The sequence below is a fragment of the Pseudoalteromonas atlantica genome (genome assembly GCA_007988745.1).
GTDB classification, from domain to species: domain Bacteria; phylum Pseudomonadota; class Gammaproteobacteria; order Enterobacterales; family Alteromonadaceae; genus Pseudoalteromonas; species Pseudoalteromonas atlantica.
Genome location: BJUT01000034.1, coordinates 14536 through 35169, shown reverse-complemented (window position 1 = coordinate 35169; position 20634 = coordinate 14536). Strand labels below are relative to the sequence as shown.

Genomic DNA, 20634 nt, shown 5'->3' with positions numbered 1-20634 from the left:
AGGCCGTATGACTCAAGCTGTTAGCCAAGCACCGCAATTAGACTCAAACGGTTTACGCCAAGCGCTGCGCATAGCCGGTGGTTGCACCATAGGGTTTACTATTAGTAAATTAATGAACTGGCCATACGGTATATTTTTTACTGTTTACCCTATGTTGCTACTTGGTTTAGTGCCGGTGTTAAATAAAAGCATTGTGCGCCAGTTTTTAGCCAGTGCCGCCATTAGTATTCCAATGGTTTTAATTATGCAGGGCTTGTTTTCGCACCTTCCGGTACTGATGACCATTATCGTATTTTTAGCGTTTTGCTTTTTGTTTTATCAAATGAGCTCAGGTGCGGCTTTTTTATTTGGCGCACTAGGCGTGGTTGGGTTGTCGATTCAACTGCACTTTTCAAGCTATGTAACCGGTACAAGTAGTGTATACCCGCTTATTTTAAGTAATGGTTTGGCTACTGTTCTCTCTATTGTTATAGCGTTTGTTATGCATGGTGTTTTTCCTGATGTAACCGCGCGTGCCGTGAGGGCGGTACCCGCTAAAGCCAAAGAAAGCATTCGCCATGAGGTATTATTATGTGCAACGGTTGCTACGCTTTCGTTTGTGGCGTTTCAAGTCCTCGATTTACAAGATTCAATATCGGCGCAAGCCTCATCGGTATTAATTTTGTTTTCGCTGTGCTGGAAAGCCGCAGGTATGGCCGGTTGGCAGCGCGCTATTGGTACATTAATTGGCTGTAATGCTGCGTTGTTGGCGCAAGTGTTATTGTATAATCACTCTGACTTTTTATTGTTTCCGGTGCTTATACTATGGACGTTATCGTTTGTATTTAGCCGTTTTCATATTATTGGTGGCGGCGCACCGGGCATTGGATTTGGTGTGTTAACCACGTTTGGTATTTTGTTTGGCAACTCACTAGGCCCCGGGCAAGACCTTGTTTATAGTGCCATGTATCGCTTTAGCTCTGTTGCGGTGGCTATTGTGGCCAGTTTATCTGCGGTGTATGTAATGCACCATATATTAAATCGCTTTAGTGCCACCCGCCATCATACCTACGAATAACCCACTTACGCCTACGGTTAACTATTAGCTGTAGGCGTAAATTAAGCATACTTTACTGTAAAGCCTTATAAACTTAATGAGTTATAACTTAATGTTACCGCGCAGAGCTTTGGTTTGCCCATGTTTGGTTTTTTTATCCATGCGCTTGCGCTGCGAGTTACGGCTTGGCTTGGTTGCGCGGCGGGCTTTGTTTACCTTGGTTGCACTTAAAATTAAATCTTTTAAACGTTTTAGTGCATCTTCTCGGTTAAGCTCTTGGGTGCGAAAGCTTTGGGCTTTAATTACCACCACGCCTTCTTTGGTGATCCGAGAGTCGTTTAGCTTTAATAGACGTTCTTTGTAAAAATCGGGTAACTTTGAGCGGTTAATATCAAAGCGTAAATGAATGGCGCTGGCTACTTTGTTAACGTTTTGGCCACCGGCACCTTGCGAACGTATAGCAGTTAGCTCTAGTTCCCATTCATCTATAGTGACAGTATTTGAAATAGTTAACATTACGTTCAGCTCTTATCGACAAAAATGCAGTATAACATTTGTAACTATATTTGGGCTGAATCAGCTTAAGTTATAGAACTTTAAAGTATTTATACTACTTTATAGCCTAAATACACCTAATACTTTAGTTATGTATTGGCAAGCGCTTACATTTAGTTTTTAATGGCTTTAATTAAATAATAGGAAACGCCCAATGAAAAAAATAATTTTATCACTTAGCTTACTAGCAATGAGTTTTTCAAGCTTTGCTGAAGATATTAGCGAAGGCCAATTACAAAGCTACATGAAAGCACTGCCGGCTGTTTCTAGCTGGGCTAGCAGCCAAGATTCGTTAAAAAACCTAGATTTAGCAAGCATGCTAGGTGGCTCTGCTGATCAAAATGTTGAAGAGCAAAGCTCTCTTGCTAATAGCGCATTAAGCATGATTAAAGAGCAAGGCTTATATAAAAGCTTTGCCGATATTACTAACCGTTACGGTTTTTCGCCGGAAGAGTTAGTATCTGTTGGCTCAGAAGTATCTATGGCTTACATCGAAAACCTTAAGTCGGGTCTTTCAGCTGAAAACCAAGAAACAGCAAATAAAGTAATGGGTGGCCTGCAAAGCCTTAAAAGTGCTAAAAGCAGTGACGCTAGCTCGTTAATGGGCTCGTTTGGTAAGGCTTCAAGCGCGGCTGAAGAATCTACAGACCCACTAGTAAGCGAAAACAACCTTGAGCTTGTGAGCGAGTACATGCCACAGCTGCAAAAGATTTTTGCACTACTATAATTTTACAAATAACCTAAACCTAGGTTGAGTAAAAACGTATATAAAAGGTGGCATTTGCCACCTTTTTTAATGCCTAAAATTTAAAAACCTTACGACATTTTACGAATTGTACTCAGCGGTGCTATTCGTAAAATCCAATGCAGGAATGCCCACGGCCAGCTTGGCACAAAGCTGTTGGCTTTTTCTTTATTTATTGCTTTTACCAGTGCTTTGCAGCCAGTTTCGGTATCAACAATAAACGGCACTGTTTTTACTTTTTCGTTTATTTCGCTTCTTATAAAACCTGGGTGTACGCAGCTTACTTTTATAGGCGTGTGCATTACATCTATGCGTATGCCTTCACTTAATGAGGTAATAGCCGCTTTAGTGGCGGCGTAAACGGTCATGGCGCGCCTAAAACCACGTACAGCACTAATAGATGAAATAGTCACTAAATGACCATGGTTTTGCGCTCTAAAAATTTCCATTGCGGCCTCAGCTTGCGCAAGTGCGGCCACAAAGTTAGTTTGTGCGGTTTGTTTGTTGGCATTAAAATAACCCGTACCAATAGAGGCTCCTTTGCCCATACCAGCGTTTATAATCACTCTATCAAGGCCGTTAAGCTCTTCTTTAAAGGCGTTAAATACGCTAAATACTTGCTCGTGGTCGTTAACATCAAGCACTTTTATGCTAATGGTTATATTTGGGTTTATTTGTTCAAGCTCACTTTTTAGCTGCTCTAATAGCTCAAAGCGCCGAGCACATAAAGCAAGATTACAACCTTGTTTTGCAAACTCTTTTGCCATGCCTTTGCCTAAGCCTGAACTTGCACCTGTTATTAGTATGTTTTTGCGCATAATTAGATCCTTAGGTGTATGTAATTAATTTTTGTTGTGGGTGGCACTCTAAAAAGTGATGCTCGTTTAAACTGCTTATCGTTAATTTTTGATTTTTTCCTTTGCCGCGCGCCACTACTTTGGTTACGCCTGCGTTTACTAAGCTCCAATTAATATCAATAAAGCGCTCGAGCTTTAGCCCCATTAAATGGCTGGTTATAATGCTAATAGGCCCGCCAGAGGTATAAATAAGTACCTTTTTACCGTGGTTTTCATTGGCTATTTGTTCAAGCGCGCCAAGTACACGCGCAGTAAATGCATTAAAGCTTTCGTTATATTGAGTGCTGTCGGGATTGAGTACCCATTGCTGTATGGCGCTAATAAATACCGTTTTAAAATATTCCATAGGCTCTGCTTGCTTGCTAAGTGCCGCGCGAACTTGGCTTGGGGTGGCAAGCTGTGGGTTATAAACAGCTAAAATATGTTCGTGATCGTACTCGTTTAATCGCGCATCGTTTATTAATACCGGCACATTATTAGCACTTGCTAAACTAAGCTCTGCGGTTTGATTATGGCGCAGCATACTGCCTGCAAATACTGCATCGGGCGTAAGCTGCTTTTGTGCTAAATATTCACCCAGTAGTGTGGCTTGCTGTTGCCCTTTTGTTGAGAGCGTATCGTAATTATCAGCCGAAAAACTGGCCTGCCCGTGGCGTACTAAATATAAAATACACATTAGACTTTACCTTGGTTGTTAATGGCTTTTTTACAGCGCCATAAAAGGTAATGTACAAACACCCAAAAGTGTTTAAAGGCGGGGTTTTTAGTTTGCCCATGGTGATAGCGGTAATAAATTTGCTGCACAATGCCGGCAAGTCTAAATAGCCCGTACACTTCGTAAAAGGTAAAGTCATCTACGGTTATATTCATTTTTTTACAGTAGTAGGCCACCACTTCTTTGCGCGTTAGCATGCCCTCTAAGTGAGTGGGTTGACGGCGCGTGGCTTGGGCTAAAAAGTCATCTCCTGGCTCTACCCAGTAAGCCAATGTATTGCCCAAATCCATAAGTGGGTCGCCAAGGGTGGCAAGTTCCCAATCTAAAATACCCAGTACGTTGGTGTAGTCGTTTGCATCAAGCACAACGTTATCAAACCTAAAATCGTTATGTGTTATGCAAATACGCTCGTTACTTGGCATGTTGTTTTCAAGCCACTTAATGACTTTTTTACCGCTGGGTACATTCCAGGTTTTGGCTTTAGTAAAGCGCTCGCTCCAGCCGCTAATTTGACGCTGGGTGTAGCCTTCGCCTTTGCCTAAATGGCTTAAATTGGCCTGTTTGTAATCTACTTTGTGTAACTCTACTAGGCAGTCGAGTACGTTTTCGCACAGCTTTTTAGTTCGCTCGGGCGTGGGGGTTAATCCGCGTGGTAAATTTTTACGCGGAATTATCCCCGTAAGCTTTTCCATAACGTAAAAGTCGGTGCCGAGTATGTTTTCATCGTCGCAAAACGCCTCCATATTTGGCACATAGCTGTAAACTGGTTTTAGCGCTTGCTGCAGCTTATATTCACGGGCCATATCGTGTGCGCCTTTGGCTTTGGTGCCTTTGGGCGCACGGCGTAAAATAAGCGACTGCTCTGGGTACTCTAGGCAGTAGGTCCAGTTTGATGCCCCCCCTGCGTATTGAGTAACACTTGGCTCGCCAGTTAACTGTGTAAGGTGCTGTTTAAGCCAGGCATCTACTTTTTGTGTGTCGAGCTCTTCGCCTTGGCGTACGTTTTTGGCTTGATCTAATAATTGTGTGTTCATTGCTAGCCTTTATTATTTTGATTTTAAACGTTGCATAGAGCGTGTTTTTTTCAGCATGTTTTTAATGTACCACTCAACGGGGAGTAGTTTTTTCATTAAAAAGGCCTGTTTACCTAATTTATGGGTCAAAATTAAAAATGGGCGGTTAAGCGACTGCTGATAAATAATATCGGCAACTTGCTCTGCGTTTATGGGGGAGCGCTCAAAGGCACGGTTAAGCATGGTTTTCATGGCCGGCTCGCTGGTGCGCATGGATTCATCAAGATTGGTTTTAAAAAAGCTCGGGCACACAACACTTACATCTATATTATCGTGGGCGAGTTCGAGCTTTAGGGTTTCGCTAAAGCCTATAACCGCCGCTTTTACGGCGTTATAACTGCTCATAAACGGAATAGGGGTAAGCCCTGCTTGTGAGGCTATATTAATAAAGTAGCCACCGCCTTGTTGCACAAAGGCGGGGTAAAACGTTTGGCACACCCGCACCATAGAGAGCAAATTAATATCCATAATCCACTGCCATTGCTCAAGCGATTCGCCCTCAAGCGAGCCGCCCGTGGCAACGCCTGCGTTATTTATAACAATATCTACGCCCTGCCACTTGGTCTGGATAATATCGTAAAGCCCCTTTACATCTGCTTGCTTGGTTACATCACAGGCGTAAAAAAAGGCATCGTTTTTTAGTGCTTGCAGCTCACTAATGGTTGTGGCTGCACGCTCGGCGTTTATATCGGCAATACAAATTTGTAAGTTAGCGCCCAAATTACTTGCGTAACTCAGGGCTAACGCTTTACCCAGCCCTGTTGCTCCACCTGTTATTATTAGTCGTGTTTTCATGGTGTTGCCTTAGCGGTATTTGTTAAGTTCGAGGCGCGAAACCATGCCCATATGTACTTCGTCTGGGCCATCTGCAAGGCGTAAAATACGCCCCATTGCATTAAACGAGGCAATAGGAAAGTCGCTCGACACCCCCGCGCCACCAAATACTTGTATCGCCATATCTGAGACCATTTGCAGCATATTAGGCACGACTACTTTTATGCTCGATATTTCGGTCATGGCGTGTTTAACCCCTTGGGTGTCTATTTTCCATGCCGCGTGCAGGGTTAATAAACGGGCTTGGTCTATCGCCATACGCGCTTGCGCAACGCGTTCTAAATTACCGCCTAATTTAAGTAATGGTTTACCAAAAGCGCTGCGCGACAGCCCGCGTTTAATCATGAGCTCTAAACAGCGCTCTGCTGCGCCAATTGCGCGCATACAATGATGAATTCGCCCAGGCCCCAGGCGCCCTTGTGCGATGGCAAAACCTTTGCCTAACCCTAAAATAAGATTTTGTTTTGGTACGCGTACGTTATTAAATTCCATTTCGCCGTGGCCGTAGGGGGCATCAAAATCGCCACAGGCACTTAGCATACGCTTAATGTTTACACCGGGTGTGTTTAGCGGCACAAGTACCATTGAATGCTGGCTGTGTTTATCGTTTTCGGGGTTAGAAAGCCCCATAAAAATAGCCACCTGTGCATTAGGATGACCAAGGCCGGTGGTCCACCATTTTTTGCCATTTAAAATAAGCTCGTCGCCATCAACATCTATGGTTGCTTGCATGTTTGTCGCATCTGATGAAGCGACATCGGGCTCAGTCATGGCAAATACTGAGCGAATATCGCCATTTAATAATGGGGTTAACCACTGCTGTTTTTGCTCATCGTTTGCAAAATGATAAAGCACTTCCATATTGCCGGTGTCGGGGGCATTACAATTAAATATTTCTGATGCAAATAAGCATTTACCCATTTGCTCTGCAATAGGGGCGTACTCTAAGCAGGTTAAGCCTTGTGCTAGTTCTGCATCGGGTAAAAATAAGTTCCACAGGCCAGCGGCTTTTGCTTTAGTTTTTAATGGCTCAATGTGCTCACTTAGTTGCCAAGTGGTCCAATCGTTTGAATTATTTTTAGCATGGTTATGCGCAACTACTGCTTGCTCAATAGGCAATACGTGCTCATCCATAAAGGCGGTTACAAGCTTTAGGTAGTCTTGGCTTTTTTGGCTTGGCTCAAAGTTCATTAGGGTTGCCTGTTTATTTTTTAGTTAACCCAGCATAAAACATTCGCCCCAATGAATTAAATGAAATATATTACCAGTTAAGTGTGAATTACATTCATAATGTGAGCGGGTAATAATGATTGAAGCTAAAAATATTCAGCAGTTAGATTTAAATTTACTTAAAATATTTGAATGTCTATACCGTGAAAAAAACATGAGCGAAACCGCAAAGGTGCTATACATAACGCCCTCAGCAGTCAGCCATGCTATAAAACGTTTGCGCAGTGTATTAAACGATCCGTTATTTGAGCGCCAAGGGCAATTAATGCTGCCCACCCCTGCGTGCCAACGTATGGCACCCGAGCTAATAGATTTACTCGAAAAATTACGCCAGGTGCTACAAGCCTGCGGTGATTTTAATTTAGCGACCACTGCACAAACCTTTAAAATAGCCCTGCACGATGCAATAGAGCCTATTGTTTTGCCTAAATTGCAACTTGCACTGGCAAAACATGCTCCCAATGCAAGCTTAGCGAGCGTAAAATTAAGCCGTGAAGATATGCATAAGCAATTAGCTAATCATCAAATAGATATGGCAATTGATATAGCACGGCCAATAAAAGCGCCCATTAGCCACGCTGTTCTCTCAAGTGATCACTTTTGTGTACTCATGAAAAAAAACCACCCGCTTAAAAACCAACTCAATATAGACAATTATTTAGCGGCTAAGCATGTTGCGGTATCTAACCGGGCAACCGGTACTGTTATTGAAGATATTGCGTTATTGCAATTGAGTTTTAATAGGCAGGTGGCTATACGTTGTCAAAATTATTTTGCCGCGAAAGAGGTAATAAAAGACGCGCCATTTTTACTCACCCTGCCCTCTATGGTGGCAAGCCAACTGCTAGACGACACGCTAATAGCACGGCCCGTACCCACCACTATGCCTGCTATTTATCAGCATTTATATTGGCATCAAAGTACTGATAAAGACGACGCTTTAGTATGGTTACGCGGGCAAGTACAGCATATTTTTAAACGTTAATAGCTATAATAAAAGCGCCAAACTTAGTGAGCTAAATTTGGCGCTTCGCGTTGTTTTTTTAAGCGTTTACAAGGCGTTTGTTTTTAAACTTAAGCCCAGCAATTAATAACAGCGGCCCAATAAACATGGCAAGGCCATATACACCGCCCGTTACTGCGTATTCGGGCTTATTTAAAAAGCTTATAGCAATTAAAATAGCCAACGATGCGTTTTGAATCCCTACCTCAATCCCAAGTGTTAGCGAATCGGTCAAATTAAGGTTTGAAAGCTTAGCTATGAGCAAGCCAATGACCATTGAGCCAATATTTAATGCAAGGCAGGCCCAAAATACAGCATCAAACGAGCTTGCCAGTAAGGCGCGTTCTTTTATTACTAGCGCGGCTATCATGGCGAGCATAAAAAATAACGAAAAACGCCTAAAAAACGGCTCGCTTTTAATCGCAAATTCGCTTTTAAAATGGCGCAGGCTTATCCCTATGGCTACAGGCACTAAGGTGATTACAAATAGCCCAAGTGATGTAGTTAATATAGAAAAATTAGCATCGTCTTGCGGCGCAAATTGGTGCATGGCAAAGCCAATAATAAACGGTGTGGTAATAATGCTAATAGCGGTTGAGGCAGCGGTTAAGCTTACCGAAAGCGCCAAATTAGCCTTTGCCAGCTGGCTCACTACGTTTGACATAGTACCACCTGGGCACGCGGCTAAAATCATTAACCCTATTGCTATAGGTGTGGGTAAATTAAGTAAATAACACAAACCTAAAGCCAGTAGCGGCATGGCAATAATTTGGCCTAGTAAGCCCATAGCAATTGCTAAGGGCTTTTTAAAAAGCCGCGTAAAGTCGCCAACTGTAAGCCCAAGCCCCATGCCAAACATAATAAGGGCAAGGGCGAGTGGGAGTATGATTTCTGTTAAAAATGATGCGTTCAAATTAGGCGGCCTCTGTTGTTTTTAATGCCAGCACTTCGTAGTTAAATGAGTACGGGGTTAGCAGCGTCTTTATCTGTTGTTTCAGCGCGTTTATCTCATCTTCATTAACTAAAATTGTGGCTTTTATGCCTAACTTTTTATCAGCAAACACATTTATTTGCACGGTTTTGTTGATTAATTGCTCGCTTAGAGCCTCTGTAATGGTTTGTTTTATTTCTAGGCAAACCAATTCGGGCTTATAAATTTTACCTACGGCAGTAAGCGGTATTTCATCAATTATATAAATAGATTTTGGTATTGCTGCTCGCTCAGGTATGTTGGCGCTAACATACGCGGTGAGATCATCAAGTTTAAGCGTGCTATGTGGGCTAAGCGTTACGTAAAGTACCGGCACTTCGCCTGCGTAGCAGTCGGGGCGTGGCACGGCGGCTGCAAGTGTTACATCGGGGTGGCTGGTTGCGGCATCTTCTATCATTTTGGGGTCTATATTGTGCCCGCCACGTATTATTAGCTCTTTTTGTCTACCACATAAAGATACATACCCGCTCTCATCTATTTTTCCTAAATCGCCGGTTCTAAAATACTGTTGGCCGTTTTCATCAACTACCCATGCGCCTTGGTTATGCGCATCTTCTACGTAACCGGGAAATACGTTATTACCGGTTATTATTATTTCGCCAACATCGAGTGTATCGCACATTTTAACAAGCGTGCCTTGCTCGTTTATATCGGCAATTTTAAGCGTAATACCAGGTATTGGCAGCCCTACAGAAGCCTCTTTATTAATTGGGTTTACAGGCATTAACGTACTTACCGAGCTGCCCTCAGTTGAGCCATAACCCTCTACCAGTGGGGTGTTTGTGAGTTTAGTAAACAGGGCTTGTAAATCTGATGAAAGCGGCGCGGCCCCACAAATAGCAAACTTCATTTTAAGCGGTGGCACCGATATTTTTTGCGAGGTAATTTGCTCAACCATAGCCGCGTAAACAGTAGGTACGGCGGTCATAACGGCTACATCGTAATTATTAATTAGGGTGAGTAAGTTTTGAATGATGTTTTTACCTCTAAAGCCAGAAGGGCTTGCGAGTAAAATTTTACAGCCTTTCATAACCGAGGCTATGCCTGTGGCTACCGCCGCATTTACATGAAATATGGGCAAACCTACTAGCATGGTATCGCCTGCGTTTACTGGCGAAAGTAAATTAACCTGCCCTGCATTGGTGAGCTGGTTTAAGTGCAAGTGCTTGGCAAGTTTTGGTAGGCCGGTGGTACCACCCGTATGAAAATACGCGCACACATCGCTTTGCTCAGGCAAAGTAAAATTAGCTGCTTGCGTACTTTGCGCCGCGAGTAACTTTTTAAACCCATACACGGGTACTTTATTATTTTGCGAGCACGCTATGTCGTCACCAAATAAGCTAATAACCGCTTTTAGGCCGGGTATATGCTCTTTAATTGCCATTACTTTTTGCCAAATATCGCTACCAGGGACTGGGCCTAGGGCAATGATTACTTTGGTATTGGCTGAGATCATAATTTCTTTCATTATGGACTCATCAAGCAAGGGGTTTATGGGGTTTGCAATGCCTGCGGCCTCTGCTGCCCAAAGCGATACATAGGTTTCAGGGAAGTTAGGTAATACCAGCGAGGTAACCTCGGTTTTTGTAATACCCAACGAGTGCAATGCATTGCCAAGCCCTGTTACGTTTTTTGCGAGCGCGTTGTAACTCATTTTACGGTGCGGATTAGCAAAGCTTTTACCTTTAAAGGTCATTAAAATGCGATGAATAAGCCTTTTTGCAAACGGAATTTGCGCTTCGCTAATGCAGTCGCCATCTAAAATGTATTCAATAGCGGTTGCATCACCAAAGTTTTTTGCCGATTGTAAAATGGCATGATAAGTAGAGCGAGGAAGTTGCTCTGGTGATATTTCAGCAAGGTTTAAATTGCCAACATCGGCGTGGTTTTTAATTGTTGTTATATTCATAAAACCCTCAACGTATCTTTATAATGTGTGTGTTTGCGTGTGAGTGCATAGTATTTAAACGCGGCTTTGGGTGTGTGGGCCATTACCGCGCAAATTTTAGTCTATCAAAATTAAGCTATTGCCAGTGTTTTAATCTAAAAAGCTGTTATCTTTTGCGGCAACAACCTGATACATGGGCTGAAAGTTCCCCCATGTAACTAGCTCTGAGCCATTGGCTTGTTTAGTGTGTAGCGCAACATCGTGAGAAATAAGCTTAGGCTCGCCTGCGGCTTGCGCTAATAATTGGCTTTGGCAGCAGCTATCTAGCAATACAAAATTGGCAACTGCGGCATCAACCGACGAACCAACGGTAAGTAAACCATGGTTTTGCAAAATAACAGCGCAGTGATCAGCCAGTGACTTAGCTATCATATCGCCCTCTTCACTGTCGGCCACTACGCCGCTAAATACATCAAATACACTGTGGTTTTCATAAAATACGCAGGCATCTTGCGAAATTGGTTTAAGTAACTCTCCTAATGCCGAAAACGCACGGCCATAACGTGTATGGGCATGGGCTACTGCGTTTACGTCGGGTCGCGCCATATGTATGCGTGAATGAATAGCAAACGCGGCATTATTAATCGGTGTGCTGCCTTCAATAATATTACCTTTGTGATCAACTCGAATAAGATCTGACGCTTTAATATGCGCAAAATGCATACCTACAGGGTTTACCCAAAATGTATCGGGCTCTATGCAGTCGCGAAGTGTTATGTGCCCAGCAAGTCCTTCATCAAAACCGTACATGGCAAATACTCTAAAGCCTGCGGCTAGGCGTTGTTTTTCGTAGCTGCGTTGCTCGTTTAGGGTGCTAAATTTAGGCGGCATAATAAGTTTAAATTTGTCGCTGCCTATGGTCATTTTTGCGGCTTGCTGCTCTAGTGTATTGCTCATAATAATCCTAAATTAAACTCTGTTGACTTTAGTTTAGTCTCGCTTAAGATAAATAGAAGTGATGTTAATTAATGGTTAAACATAAATACTATGCATGGAAAGATAGATTTAAACCTGTTTGTAATACTTAAAACGGTATATCAAGAGGGCAGTATTACCACTGCAGCGGATAAACTGCATTTAACGCAACCTGCTGTTAGCCATGCGCTTTCTCGCCTTAGAGAAAAGTTTGACGACCCATTATTTATTCGCCACGGTCGGCGTATGGTGCCCTCACCTTTTTGCCAAAAAATAATAGCGCAAGTTATTGAGTCGGTGCAGGTATTAGAGTCAACCTTAAATAACGAACGGCTTTTTGATATAGCCGCCTTTAAGCGCGAAATTAAATTTGGCTTTAGAGATATTTTAGAATCGATATTTTTTCCGCCACTAATGAGCGACCTACTCACAAACACCCCCAATATCACGATTAACAGCCGACAGGTGTCGCATGTTGATATGGAAAAATCACTCGAAAACCAAGAGCTCGATATAGTTATTGATGTACTTACCCCAACGAGTAACCACATAAAAAACACCTTTATTTGTAATGAGCATTTTTCGCTAATTTGTAGGCACGATCACCCAATATTAAATGACTTAACCGTACAAAATTACGCAAAGGCATCGCACGCGTTGGTGTCGTTAAAAGGCGCGCAGGTAGATATCATTGATATGGCGCTGGCAAAGCATGCACTTGCCCGTAATGTAGTGCTTAAATGTGAACATTATTTTGCGGCGACTAAAGTGATTAGCCAAAGCGACATGATAATGACCATGCCAAACGCGTACGCGCAGGTATTAAAAGAGCAAATGCCTGTGCATGTAACTAGCTTGCCGTTTGATGTGCCGTTAATGCCCGTGCACATGTATTGGCACGAACAAGCCGATGACGATTTAGTAAATAGTTGGATGCGAGAAAAGCTGCTAGGTTTAGCCCAGCAACTTATCCCTGCTGACAAACTTAAAAGCGGTAATTAAATTGTGCGTGATAACTGCGCCCACGCTCTGATAAAAAACGGTGTGCGTAGCTAATTACTGGCACATCGTTGGCCTGCGAAAAAGTGTGTTTATCGGTTAAATTTTTAGCCAATAACGCCACCGACCAATCTCCTTCACTGCTAGCTAGCTCTATGCGTAAATTTAGCTTTTCAAAAGCACTTTGCTTGGCTATTGGGTCAAGATCTTGCTCTAAAAAGTAATCGTCACTAAAGTTAAGCGCTAAATTGCTACTTAAAGTTAAATTAGAAAATACCTCGGTGTTGTAATCAATCGCTATATTGCCTGAGTAATTGGGAGCAAACGCGCCAGTTTGCCCGGTTAAATCTTGAAACGCTTGGCCAAGTAGCTCGCTTTGCATAACCGTTGGCGATGCACTGGCGTATTGTTCGTATTCAAAATCAAGCACCGCAAGGTTTGCCGATAGCTGCCAACTTTGATTTATTGCCCAGCGCGAATCGAGCTCAATCCCTTTTACTTTGGTTTCGGCGGCATTTTTAACTACAAATGCATTACCATTAAATTCAGATACTTGTAGGTCATCGTACAGGGTGTAAAACAGTGTAGCGTTTACTTGTAGAGTATTTTTAATTGGCTCGGCTTTTATGCCAAATTCAAAGTTTGTGGCTTTTTCGTCGTCAAACTCAAAGCCTGAGTTTTCATCAACCGTGTTACCTTGTGAGCCATTTAAGCCAGAGCCATCAAAACCACCGGCTTTGTAGCCTATGCCAGCGCTTGCAAATAACATGGTGTTGTTAAACCCTAAATATTGCACACTAATATTGGGTGATAAGTGCGATTCATCACGCTTAGCGTTAAGGTTATGTACCCCCGCGCCCGAAAGCTGCCCTGCAATAGTGGGCGCAGCGGCATTAGCAAATTGTTGTACGGCTTGCGGTGTGTTTGGCTCAAATACGCTATACACACTTTGTACGCTGCTTACTTCTTTTTCTTCTTTTTGATAACGCAGGCCAAAATTAGCGCGCCATTGCGCGTTTACATTCCAAGTAAGGGCGGTAAATGCTGAGTAGCTTTGTTGGTCTTGATCAAACAGCGCATTTACGCCCAATGATGTACCCACTAAATCAGGAATAAGTAACGATGCACCAAATAAAATATCGTTTGGGTGTTCAAGCTCGCTGCTCATGTAAAAAATGCCCGCTACGTATTCAAGCGTGCGCCCTGTTGGCGAGCTTACTCTAAACTCTTGCGTAAACTGGTTATAGGTTTCTAAGTAGTCTTGTTTTATAAGCGGGATTTCTGAAAAGTCGGCGTCAAAGGTTGAGTCCCAATCGTACTCGCTATACGTGGTTACAGAGGTAAATTCGTATTCGCCATAGTTATAGGTTAATTTAAGTGATGCGTTATCAAGCGTGGTTTTACTTTGCTCATTAAGCCCACCTGGGTGACCATCGCCCGATACCGAACTTGTGTAATCAAGGCCCGAGTTGTCGCTTAATAAAAGTGAACGATACCCTACATTGCCTGGGTTAGTAGGGTCATTTGCTATTTGTAAATCTCGGTTGGGAGTATCAATAATGTATTGGTAGCGCGAGCCATGCGATTCAAACTCACCGTGTTCCCATTTAAACAATGCGTTTATATCATCGTTTATTTGCCAATCTATAGATAAACGTGCACCTGATGAGTCGTTAGATTGCTCATCACTTTGGCGCGCTTGGTTATATAAAAAGCCATCAACAGAATGATCAAACGCGGCAATACGTATGGCTAAATCATCGCTAACAGGAATATTTATAACGCCGGTAAAGCGCTTTTCGTTGTCAGAGCCAAACTCTACCGATACGTTGCCTTCAAGTACATCGGTTGGCGAATTTGAGATCATACTAAAGGCTCCTGCTGTGGCGTTTTTACCAAACATAACCGACTGCGGACCTTTTATAAGTTCAAGGCGCTGCATATCTAAAAATGGAAATTTAGCCTGATGCCCGCGCCCTAAATACACGCCATCTTTATACATAGCAACCGATTGCTCAAAGCCTGAGTTAGTACCCGAGCCTATGCCGCGTACAAAAATACGTTTGCTGCTTGAGGTTTCGGTTATATGCACGTTAGGTAGGTTTTCGCTTAGGGCGAGTAAATCGTCAACACTGTTTTGCTCGAGGTAGTCGCCAGAAAGCGCTTGAATAGAGGTAGGAATATCTTGTAGCGATTGCACCCGCTTTTGCGAGGTGACGGTAATGGTTTCAAGCTCGCTGTTATTTACTTTTTGCTCGCCAGCTTGTGCCATACCCACGCTTAATGCGCTGAGCGTAAATAAAGTAAGTGCTTTTTGCTTTAAAAAAGCAGGTTTTAAACGTGTGTGTGACTGTGTGTGTTCAGTTGTCATAGCTGCAACTCCATTATAGAGGTTATTTTTATTGGATAATTTTGCGTCTATTTCATACTGACGAGTCTTAAAATAAATAACAGTGATGTTTATTTATTCAACACTATTAGTAATATTTATAGTTAAGCGAAAAAGTGTTGTGCTAAATGGGGTTATAGCGGGTTTAAAGTGGGTTAAAAAATACTTGCGGATTAGCAGTTTTATTTGCGATTGCCGAGCTTGGGGTGTTTGCTGCATTGATAAAGGCAGTAAGCTGTGGTGCATTTTCGCAAAAAATAATATCCAGTGCTAAACGGTTTTTGCCGTATAAGCCACGGTGAATCATATTGGCTGAAAACAACAGTAAGTCTCCCGCATTAAGTTTAATAACTTTGCCTGTAGTTAGGTTATCGCTTGGCAGCTTATTATTTTTTGCAAAACGTACATTTAGCTCCTCTGGTGTATCCCAATTTTTATGCGAGTGGGGCACAAGCTCTATGCCTGGTTCGTCTTCAAGGGCTAACCGGCAGTGCACTACGTCGGGCCCGTTTAACGCAGCTTGTTGCTCTTGCACATTTAAATGGTATTGCATATCGCGATGCCAATAATTTTTTTGTGTAACATTAACGGGATTAAAAAATAACTGGGTATTTAAAAACAGTGGCTCACTAATCGCCTGTTTTACACGCTTAATTAATTTGTTATCAGCTATTAAACTAAATAAGGCTTCGTTTTGCTGCGCCGTTAAATACTCACTATTTGTTATGCCTGAACTATTAATGGCACGGGATTTATAAAGCTCACGGTTATTAGCCTTCCACTGTGTATGAAATGCATTAATTATTGGCTTAATTTTATTTAGCTCTTTGGTGCTGTAAAGCCCCTTTACAAGCATATAACCGTTTGATTTATAGCTGTTCATTGTGGTTCTTCATTTAATATTGCAGCAACGCGCTCAGCAAGTTCTGGCAGTACATCTTGTGCAAACCATGGGTTCTTTTTAAGCCAAATATTATTGCGTGGGCTTGGGTGTGGTAGCACCAAATGCTCCGGCCAATATTCACGCCACGATTTTACTAACTCGGTTAAGGGCCTGTTTTTAGTATGCGGTAAATGATAAGCCTGCGCGTATTTACCGAGCACGATTGTAAGCTCTAAATTTGGCAGAGCGGCCAGTAATTGCGCTCTCCAAGCGGGTGCACATTCTTTACGCGGGGGTAAGTCGCCCGACTTACCTTTACCAGGGTAACAAAATCCCATAGGTAAAATAGCTATTTTTTGCGGATCATAAAACTCATCAACACTTAGCCCAAGCCACTCGCGTAGGCGGTTTCCGCTTGCGTCGTTAAAAGGCTTGCCAGTTTCGTGTACTTTTATGCCCGGTGCTTGGCCGGCAATTAAAATACGCGCATTGGCATTAAATTGTATAACGGGGCGAGCACCTAACGGTAAATGAGGTTCACAGATCACGCATTTACTAACTTGCTCAATTAAATTGATCGGATCCATATAAATCTGGCCTTAAATGCTTAAATTTTGTTCTAAATGGCCATTTAGACCTAATGAGTTGGTAAAAAATCGGTTTATTTTACTCAAATTAGTTATTAGTTGGTAAAATCGTGATCTCACCTAAAAATAACAGCTAATTATTTGATATGTTTATTGTTTTCTGACCATACGGCAAATTCGTTACCACTGGGCTCGGTAAAATGAAAGCGGCAGCCACCGGGGAACTCAAAAATAGGTTTTACTATTTTGCCGCCATATTGCGCTACTTTTTTATAGGTTGCGTTAATGTCGTTACTGTAAAACACCAGCAGTGCGGCCCCATGTTGAGTAAGTGATTTAAGCGGTGCATTAAAAAAGCCACCATCAAGCCCTTGGCCGCTAAACGCCGTATACTCTGGGCCGTAGTCGGTAAATTGCCAGTTAAACACGTTAGTAAAAAAGCTTTTTGTGGCTGTTAAATCGCACGCGGGAAACTCTACATAATTTAGTTTTTCGTGGTTGCTCATTTTAAATTTACTCTTTGGCTTGCCAGTATTGACCACTGTAAACCTTCGTAATTAGCTAAGCAATAACCCTAAAACAGCAGAGATCAGTATTTTACTAACATGCTAGGCACTAATGTTAAATTAACTAGAATATACAAATGAGAATCGCTATCTTTTGTATTTGTAAGCTTTATAATAACGCCTTATTTTTATTCTCGTATTTGAATAAGGGATTTGTTAACTATGCAGGCACCTCTGCACATAGCACCTTTTACAAAAACTAACCTAGCTGCGCTTCTAAAGGTGGCCCAAAGCTATAGAGTGTTAGTATTTTTGCGTTTTATTATTGCCATAGTGGGTGGTTATGCGTTTACCTCAGCGTGTATTTCATTATTAAGTGTACTGCTGCCCATTCCTAAGCAAGATGCCGTATTACTGTGTGTGTCTATCAGTATTTTAATTTACGCCGCAGTGTTTATTTATGCGTTTTCGGTTAAGTCGTTAAAAACTGTTTGGATCAGTATTTTACTAAGTACAGGTTTTTTTGTTGCTATATTGGCATTACTGAAGGGTTGGCTATGAAAGACAGTTTTTTTAGGTCGATGACCTGGCTACATACCTGGGTGGGCTTACTTACCTGTTGGATTATTTACGTAATATTTTTTGCAGGCACAGCGAGCTTTTTTAGAGACGAAATAAATCTGTGGAATCAGCCGGCTATACACAATGTGCAAGCCCAAACCGACAGAGTGGCCGCGCAAAGGCAGCAAATTATTAAGGGCTTTGATTATTTAAATCAGCACGCTGAAAATTCCCCTAGTTGGCGTATTACCTTGCCCGAAGAGCGAATACCGTATTTGGTATATGGCTATGCAAAACCTAAAGAGCCAGGGCAGCGCCGCAGCCAGTTTGTAAATACCCAATTAAACCCAAACACCATGAAAGCGCTGCCTCCTTTTGTTGAAAGTAAAGGTGGTAACTTTTTTTACCGGTTGCATTATCAGCTTTATTATTTAGATGCCATAACAGGTCGCTGGGTAGTGTGTTTTGCCAGCTTTTTTATGCTGCTGGCAATAATTTCGGGCGTGGTTATTCATAAGCGCATATTTAAAGATATGTTTACCTTTAGGCGCAATAAAGGGACTCGTAGCTGGTTAGATGCACATAATTTAAGCTCGGTACTTGCCCTACCGTTTCATTTAATGATTACCTACACAGGCATTATTACGCTTATATTTATGTTGTTCCCCTACCCTGCGTTAACGACGTACGACAAGGGTATGCGTGGCTTTTTTAACGATGTAACACCTAGCAATAACGTGACTAATAACGCCCAAGGCAGTGCAGAATTGCTCCCTATAAACACTATTTTGGATCAAGTTTATACCAAGTGGCCTAGTGCAGATATTACGCGTGTTCAGGTTAGTAAACCGAATATGGCCGCTTCAACAGTAACGGTATTGGTAAGCCCTGCAAAGGCGCTTCGCGATCAATCTCCGCGGCTTTTGTTTAGTGGTGCTACCGGCGAGTTAGTTGCACAAACTGATGACGAACTTAGCAGTAGTAAAGCACTTTATGAATCACTTAACTCTATGCATACAGGGCGCTTTGCTACGCCTTTACTGCGCTGGTTATACGTACTTGGCGGAATTGCAGGCTGCGTAATGATTGGCTCTGGCTGCATAATGTGGGCTAAACGCATACGCGAGCGTAATAAGGGTAAAGCCTCATTTGGCTTACAGTTAGTCGAAGGTTTAAACCTTGCCACCATTATGGGTTTACCACTGGCTACCTGCGCCTTTTTTATTGCCAATAGATTACTTAGCCCGACCGTAGCAGGGCGTGGTGAAAAAGAAGTTACAGCGTTCTTTTTAGCATGGTTAGTGGTTGCCGTTATGGCACTTTTAAAGCGCGATAGGCTGCAATGGCGTGTAATGGCAGCCATAAATGCCCTCGCGTGTTTGAGTGTACCGGCAATAAATGCGCTCACCACACAGGGCAATATAGTGAGCTACTTACTTAATAAACAATGGGCCTTGTTTATTTTCGATGCGGTATTTTTACTGTTTAGCATACTGTTTTTAGTACAAACCGAAAAATTACGTACTGCTTCTAGCGCATCTAAAAAAACAGCTAATAACCTAGCCGATAATAAAAAGAGGCAAAAAGCATGATTGATTTACTTAGCTTTAGCCTCTGTTTGTTTGCTTTTAATGGTTTTGCTTTGGCAAAACCAGCGCATTTTAAAACGGTGTTTACAACGCGTCCCTCTAAGCTGCAAAGTAATTTGCTACTAATAGTTGCCTGGATCAGTATTTTACTAAGTTTATTGTTCTGCGTGGTTACGCAGCAGGGATACGGTGCTTTACTGTTTTGTGGCTTTATGGGTCTAAGTGTATTAATTATAACGATTTTTTATAATTTTATAGAAAAGTTAATTAAGCCATTTAGCTTTTTAAATATGTTACTGATTGGCTTATCAGGGCTATTACTGGCAGTAAATTCACTTTAGTTAGTAAAAACCTGATCCAAAGAAAGCCATTAATTTTAGACAAAAAAATGGCAAGCTATAAAGCTTGCCAACAATAGGGGGATATTCAGTATGTCCAACACTTGCATGTCTCGTTGCAAGTGCAGCTAATATAGCCCTAACATATTTAACTTACCTTACAGTGAGATGATCGTTTTATTACAGCTGTAACAATCATTTGCTCAACAACTGTAAAGCCCCTTTACATAGCTAAATAACCTACTGTTTAACCCAAATAACTTGCTCTGTAGCAAAGCCTAGTTTGTTTGCTTTAGCTATAAAATGTTGTTTAAGCTCGTGACTAACGGTAGGTGTACGCGATAAAAACCATAAAAAGTCGCGGTTATAACTTGTAATAAACGCATATTGGTAGTCGTCTTGGTCTAATTCAAAAATAACGTAAGCACCATAAAATGGGCCAAAAAACGAGACTTTAAAATGGCCTGTGTCAGTCCCTTCTACAAATTTAGCTAAGCCCTGTGCTTCATCCCACTTTTGCTCTTTAGTTATAAAACCTTTGTTGAGCACTTTTACTGTGCCATCGTCATTTACGGTGTAAGTCGCGGTTACTTGCTCCATACCATCTTCGAATGAGTGATCAAGGCGGGCAATTTCGTACCACTTACCTTTGTATTGCTCAAGGTCAAAGTTTTTAACCGGAGTAATGCCCTCAGGTGCGCTTGTGCAGGCGGTGAGTAAAAATAACCCTGTAATGAGTAAAATAGTCGTAATGGCCTTCATGAAAGCTCCTTTTTAAAAGTGATGTTGTTTGTACGGCTCTAAGCCAATAAAGTTTGCTAGCCGATTAAAATAAATTGCTATAGGATCAGCTAAATACTAGAGCAATTAAAAGATTTAA

21 protein-coding genes are annotated in these 20634 nt (G+C 42.1%); 7 read left to right on the top strand and 14 right to left on the bottom strand.

Annotated elements, in window-relative coordinates; translation table 11 throughout:
* The first annotated feature begins 7 nt into the window (after nucleotides 1-7).
* The gene (locus tag PAT01_RS13695) at nucleotides 8-1057 is read left to right on the top strand and encodes a DUF2955 domain-containing protein (RefSeq protein WP_004586263.1); all 1050 of its coding nucleotides are present in this window, start codon (nucleotides 8-10) and stop codon (nucleotides 1055-1057) included.
* An 81-nt stretch (nucleotides 1058-1138) separates the two neighbouring features.
* Here the strand turns inward: PAT01_RS13695 and arfB are convergent, their stop codons facing one another.
* On the bottom strand, nucleotides 1139-1552 hold the full coding sequence (arfB, locus tag PAT01_RS13690) for an alternative ribosome rescue aminoacyl-tRNA hydrolase ArfB (RefSeq protein ID WP_024033019.1): 414 nt from the start codon (nucleotides 1550-1552) through the stop codon (nucleotides 1139-1141).
* Nucleotides 1553-1745: 193 nt separating this feature from the next.
* On the opposite strand from arfB, the gene PAT01_RS13685 reads away from it, so the two are divergent.
* On the top strand, nucleotides 1746-2318 hold the full coding sequence (locus tag PAT01_RS13685) for a short-chain dehydrogenase (protein WP_154945637.1): 573 nt from the start codon (nucleotides 1746-1748) through the stop codon (nucleotides 2316-2318).
* A gap of 89 nt (nucleotides 2319-2407) precedes the next feature.
* Here PAT01_RS13685 and PAT01_RS13680 read toward each other — a convergent pair whose 3' ends face one another.
* The 5 genes from PAT01_RS13680 to PAT01_RS13660 are packed head-to-tail and all read right to left on the bottom strand — an operon-like array spanning nucleotide 2408 to nucleotide 7006.
* The gene (locus tag PAT01_RS13680; protein WP_170865589.1) at nucleotides 2408-3154 is read right to left on the bottom strand and encodes an SDR family oxidoreductase; all 747 of its coding nucleotides are present in this window, start codon (nucleotides 3152-3154) and stop codon (nucleotides 2408-2410) included.
* Between the two features lie 10 nt (nucleotides 3155-3164).
* Nucleotides 3165-3869, bottom strand: a complete 705-nt coding sequence (locus PAT01_RS13675; protein WP_154945636.1) for a histidine phosphatase family protein — start codon at nucleotides 3867-3869, stop codon at nucleotides 3165-3167.
* Nucleotides 3869-4942, bottom strand: a complete 1074-nt coding sequence (locus tag PAT01_RS13670; RefSeq protein ID WP_138579637.1) for a phosphotransferase family protein — start codon at nucleotides 4940-4942, stop codon at nucleotides 3869-3871. Before PAT01_RS13670 ends, PAT01_RS13675 begins: the two co-directional genes overlap by 1 nt.
* A 12-nt stretch (nucleotides 4943-4954) precedes the next feature.
* Nucleotides 4955-5776 carry an SDR family oxidoreductase gene (locus tag PAT01_RS13665; RefSeq protein WP_154945635.1) on the bottom strand — a complete coding sequence of 274 codons (822 nt, stop codon included), beginning with the start codon at nucleotides 5774-5776 and terminating at the stop codon, nucleotides 4955-4957.
* 9 nt (nucleotides 5777-5785) lie between these two features.
* Entirely contained in the window at nucleotides 5786-7006 is a 1221-nt protein-coding gene (locus tag PAT01_RS13660; RefSeq protein WP_138579635.1) for an acyl-CoA dehydrogenase family protein, read from the bottom strand.
* Between the two features lie 115 nt (nucleotides 7007-7121).
* Between PAT01_RS13660 and PAT01_RS13655 the strand changes: the two genes are divergently transcribed.
* Complete coding sequence (locus tag PAT01_RS13655; RefSeq protein ID WP_138579633.1) at nucleotides 7122-8030, top strand: LysR family transcriptional regulator; 909 nt, start codon at nucleotides 7122-7124, stop codon at nucleotides 8028-8030.
* A gap of 58 nt (nucleotides 8031-8088) precedes the next feature.
* Here the strand turns inward: PAT01_RS13655 and PAT01_RS13650 are convergent, their stop codons facing one another.
* The 3 genes from PAT01_RS13650 to PAT01_RS13640 all read right to left on the bottom strand — a co-directional run bounded on the left by PAT01_RS13650 (nucleotide 8089) and on the right by PAT01_RS13640 (nucleotide 11884).
* Nucleotides 8089-8961 carry a bile acid:sodium symporter family protein gene (locus PAT01_RS13650; protein WP_054982042.1) on the bottom strand — a complete coding sequence of 291 codons (873 nt, stop codon included), beginning with the start codon at nucleotides 8959-8961 and terminating at the stop codon, nucleotides 8089-8091.
* A 1-nt stretch (nucleotide 8962) separates the two neighbouring features.
* Nucleotides 8963-10948, bottom strand: coding sequence for an AMP-binding protein (locus PAT01_RS13645; RefSeq protein WP_154945634.1), 1986 nt, complete (start codon nucleotides 10946-10948; stop codon nucleotides 8963-8965).
* A 129-nt stretch (nucleotides 10949-11077) separates the two neighbouring features.
* The gene (locus tag PAT01_RS13640; protein WP_154945633.1) at nucleotides 11078-11884 is read right to left on the bottom strand and encodes a class II aldolase/adducin family protein; all 807 of its coding nucleotides are present in this window, start codon (nucleotides 11882-11884) and stop codon (nucleotides 11078-11080) included.
* Between the two features lie 90 nt (nucleotides 11885-11974).
* Here PAT01_RS13640 and PAT01_RS13635 point away from each other — a divergent pair, with 90 nt between their 5' ends.
* A complete protein-coding gene (locus PAT01_RS13635) occupies nucleotides 11975-12904 on the top strand; it encodes a LysR family transcriptional regulator (RefSeq protein ID WP_024033009.1) in 930 nt (309 codons plus the stop codon).
* Here PAT01_RS13635 and PAT01_RS13630 read toward each other — a convergent pair.
* The 4 genes from PAT01_RS13630 to PAT01_RS13615 all read right to left on the bottom strand — a co-directional run bounded on the left by PAT01_RS13630 (nucleotide 12888) and on the right by PAT01_RS13615 (nucleotide 17266).
* Complete coding sequence (locus PAT01_RS13630; RefSeq protein WP_154945632.1) at nucleotides 12888-15272, bottom strand: TonB-dependent receptor; 2385 nt, start codon at nucleotides 15270-15272, stop codon at nucleotides 12888-12890. The genes PAT01_RS13635 and PAT01_RS13630 overlap by 17 nt on opposite strands.
* A 163-nt stretch (nucleotides 15273-15435) precedes the next feature.
* The gene (locus PAT01_RS13625; RefSeq protein ID WP_154945631.1) at nucleotides 15436-16173 is read right to left on the bottom strand and encodes a phytanoyl-CoA dioxygenase family protein; all 738 of its coding nucleotides are present in this window, start codon (nucleotides 16171-16173) and stop codon (nucleotides 15436-15438) included.
* The gene (locus PAT01_RS13620) at nucleotides 16170-16760 is read right to left on the bottom strand and encodes a uracil-DNA glycosylase family protein (protein ID WP_054982047.1); all 591 of its coding nucleotides are present in this window, start codon (nucleotides 16758-16760) and stop codon (nucleotides 16170-16172) included. The genes PAT01_RS13625 and PAT01_RS13620 overlap by 4 nt, the downstream gene beginning before the upstream one ends.
* 137 nt (nucleotides 16761-16897) lie before the next feature.
* Complete coding sequence (locus tag PAT01_RS13615; RefSeq protein ID WP_154945630.1) at nucleotides 16898-17266, bottom strand: VOC family protein; 369 nt, start codon at nucleotides 17264-17266, stop codon at nucleotides 16898-16900.
* A 222-nt stretch (nucleotides 17267-17488) separates the two neighbouring features.
* Here PAT01_RS13615 and PAT01_RS13610 point away from each other — a divergent pair, with 222 nt between their 5' ends.
* Genes PAT01_RS13610 through PAT01_RS13600 form a run of 3 tightly spaced genes read left to right on the top strand, consistent with a single transcriptional unit; the run spans nucleotide 17489 to nucleotide 19757 of the window.
* Nucleotides 17489-17827, top strand: coding sequence for a hypothetical protein (locus tag PAT01_RS13610; protein ID WP_154945629.1), 339 nt, complete (start codon nucleotides 17489-17491; stop codon nucleotides 17825-17827).
* Nucleotides 17824-19419, top strand: a complete 1596-nt coding sequence (locus tag PAT01_RS13605) for a PepSY-associated TM helix domain-containing protein (protein WP_154945628.1) — start codon at nucleotides 17824-17826, stop codon at nucleotides 19417-19419. Before PAT01_RS13610 ends, PAT01_RS13605 begins: the two co-directional genes overlap by 4 nt.
* Entirely contained in the window at nucleotides 19416-19757 is a 342-nt protein-coding gene (locus PAT01_RS13600; protein WP_055254328.1) for a DUF3325 domain-containing protein, read from the top strand. The genes PAT01_RS13605 and PAT01_RS13600 overlap by 4 nt, the downstream gene beginning before the upstream one ends.
* Nucleotides 19758-19994: 237 nt before the next feature.
* Here PAT01_RS13600 and PAT01_RS13595 read toward each other — a convergent pair whose 3' ends face one another.
* Complete coding sequence (locus tag PAT01_RS13595) at nucleotides 19995-20516, bottom strand: lipocalin family protein (protein ID WP_154945627.1); 522 nt, start codon at nucleotides 20514-20516, stop codon at nucleotides 19995-19997.
* Nucleotides 20517-20634: the final 118 nt, after the last annotated feature.

Excerpts from the sequence above, each read along its gene's own strand:
- PAT01_RS13630 (WP_154945632.1), bottom strand. The coding sequence starts at position 15,272 with ATGACAACTGAACACACACAGTCACACACACGTTTAAAACCTGCTTTT.
- PAT01_RS13605 (WP_154945628.1), top strand. The coding sequence starts at position 17,824 with ATGAAAGACAGTTTTTTTAGGTCGATGACCTGGCTACATACCTGGGTG.
- PAT01_RS13680 (WP_170865589.1), bottom strand. The coding sequence starts at position 3,154 with ATGCGCAAAAACATACTAATAACAGGTGCAAGTTCAGGCTTAGGCAAA.
- arfB (WP_024033019.1), bottom strand. The coding sequence starts at position 1,552 with ATGTTAACTATTTCAAATACTGTCACTATAGATGAATGGGAACTAGAG.
- PAT01_RS13665 (WP_154945635.1), bottom strand. The coding sequence starts at position 5,776 with ATGAAAACACGACTAATAATAACAGGTGGAGCAACAGGGCTGGGTAAA.
- PAT01_RS13655 (WP_138579633.1), top strand. The coding sequence starts at position 7,122 with ATGATTGAAGCTAAAAATATTCAGCAGTTAGATTTAAATTTACTTAAA.
- PAT01_RS13625 (WP_154945631.1), bottom strand. The coding sequence starts at position 16,173 with ATGAACAGCTATAAATCAAACGGTTATATGCTTGTAAAGGGGCTTTAC.
- PAT01_RS13600 (WP_055254328.1), top strand. The coding sequence starts at position 19,416 with ATGATTGATTTACTTAGCTTTAGCCTCTGTTTGTTTGCTTTTAATGGT.
- PAT01_RS13635 (WP_024033009.1), top strand. The coding sequence starts at position 11,975 with ATGCATGGAAAGATAGATTTAAACCTGTTTGTAATACTTAAAACGGTA.
- PAT01_RS13660 (WP_138579635.1), bottom strand. The coding sequence starts at position 7,006 with ATGAACTTTGAGCCAAGCCAAAAAAGCCAAGACTACCTAAAGCTTGTA.
- PAT01_RS13640 (WP_154945633.1), bottom strand. The coding sequence starts at position 11,884 with ATGAGCAATACACTAGAGCAGCAAGCCGCAAAAATGACCATAGGCAGC.
- PAT01_RS13615 (WP_154945630.1), bottom strand. The coding sequence starts at position 17,266 with ATGAGCAACCACGAAAAACTAAATTATGTAGAGTTTCCCGCGTGCGAT.
- PAT01_RS13695 (WP_004586263.1), top strand. The coding sequence starts at position 8 with ATGACTCAAGCTGTTAGCCAAGCACCGCAATTAGACTCAAACGGTTTA.
- PAT01_RS13645 (WP_154945634.1), bottom strand. The coding sequence starts at position 10,948 with ATGAATATAACAACAATTAAAAACCACGCCGATGTTGGCAATTTAAAC.
- PAT01_RS13595 (WP_154945627.1), bottom strand. The coding sequence starts at position 20,516 with ATGAAGGCCATTACGACTATTTTACTCATTACAGGGTTATTTTTACTC.
- PAT01_RS13610 (WP_154945629.1), top strand. The coding sequence starts at position 17,489 with ATGCAGGCACCTCTGCACATAGCACCTTTTACAAAAACTAACCTAGCT.
- PAT01_RS13620 (WP_054982047.1), bottom strand. The coding sequence starts at position 16,760 with ATGGATCCGATCAATTTAATTGAGCAAGTTAGTAAATGCGTGATCTGT.
- PAT01_RS13670 (WP_138579637.1), bottom strand. The coding sequence starts at position 4,942 with ATGAACACACAATTATTAGATCAAGCCAAAAACGTACGCCAAGGCGAA.
- PAT01_RS13685 (WP_154945637.1), top strand. The coding sequence starts at position 1,746 with ATGAAAAAAATAATTTTATCACTTAGCTTACTAGCAATGAGTTTTTCA.
- PAT01_RS13675 (WP_154945636.1), bottom strand. The coding sequence starts at position 3,869 with ATGTGTATTTTATATTTAGTACGCCACGGGCAGGCCAGTTTTTCGGCT.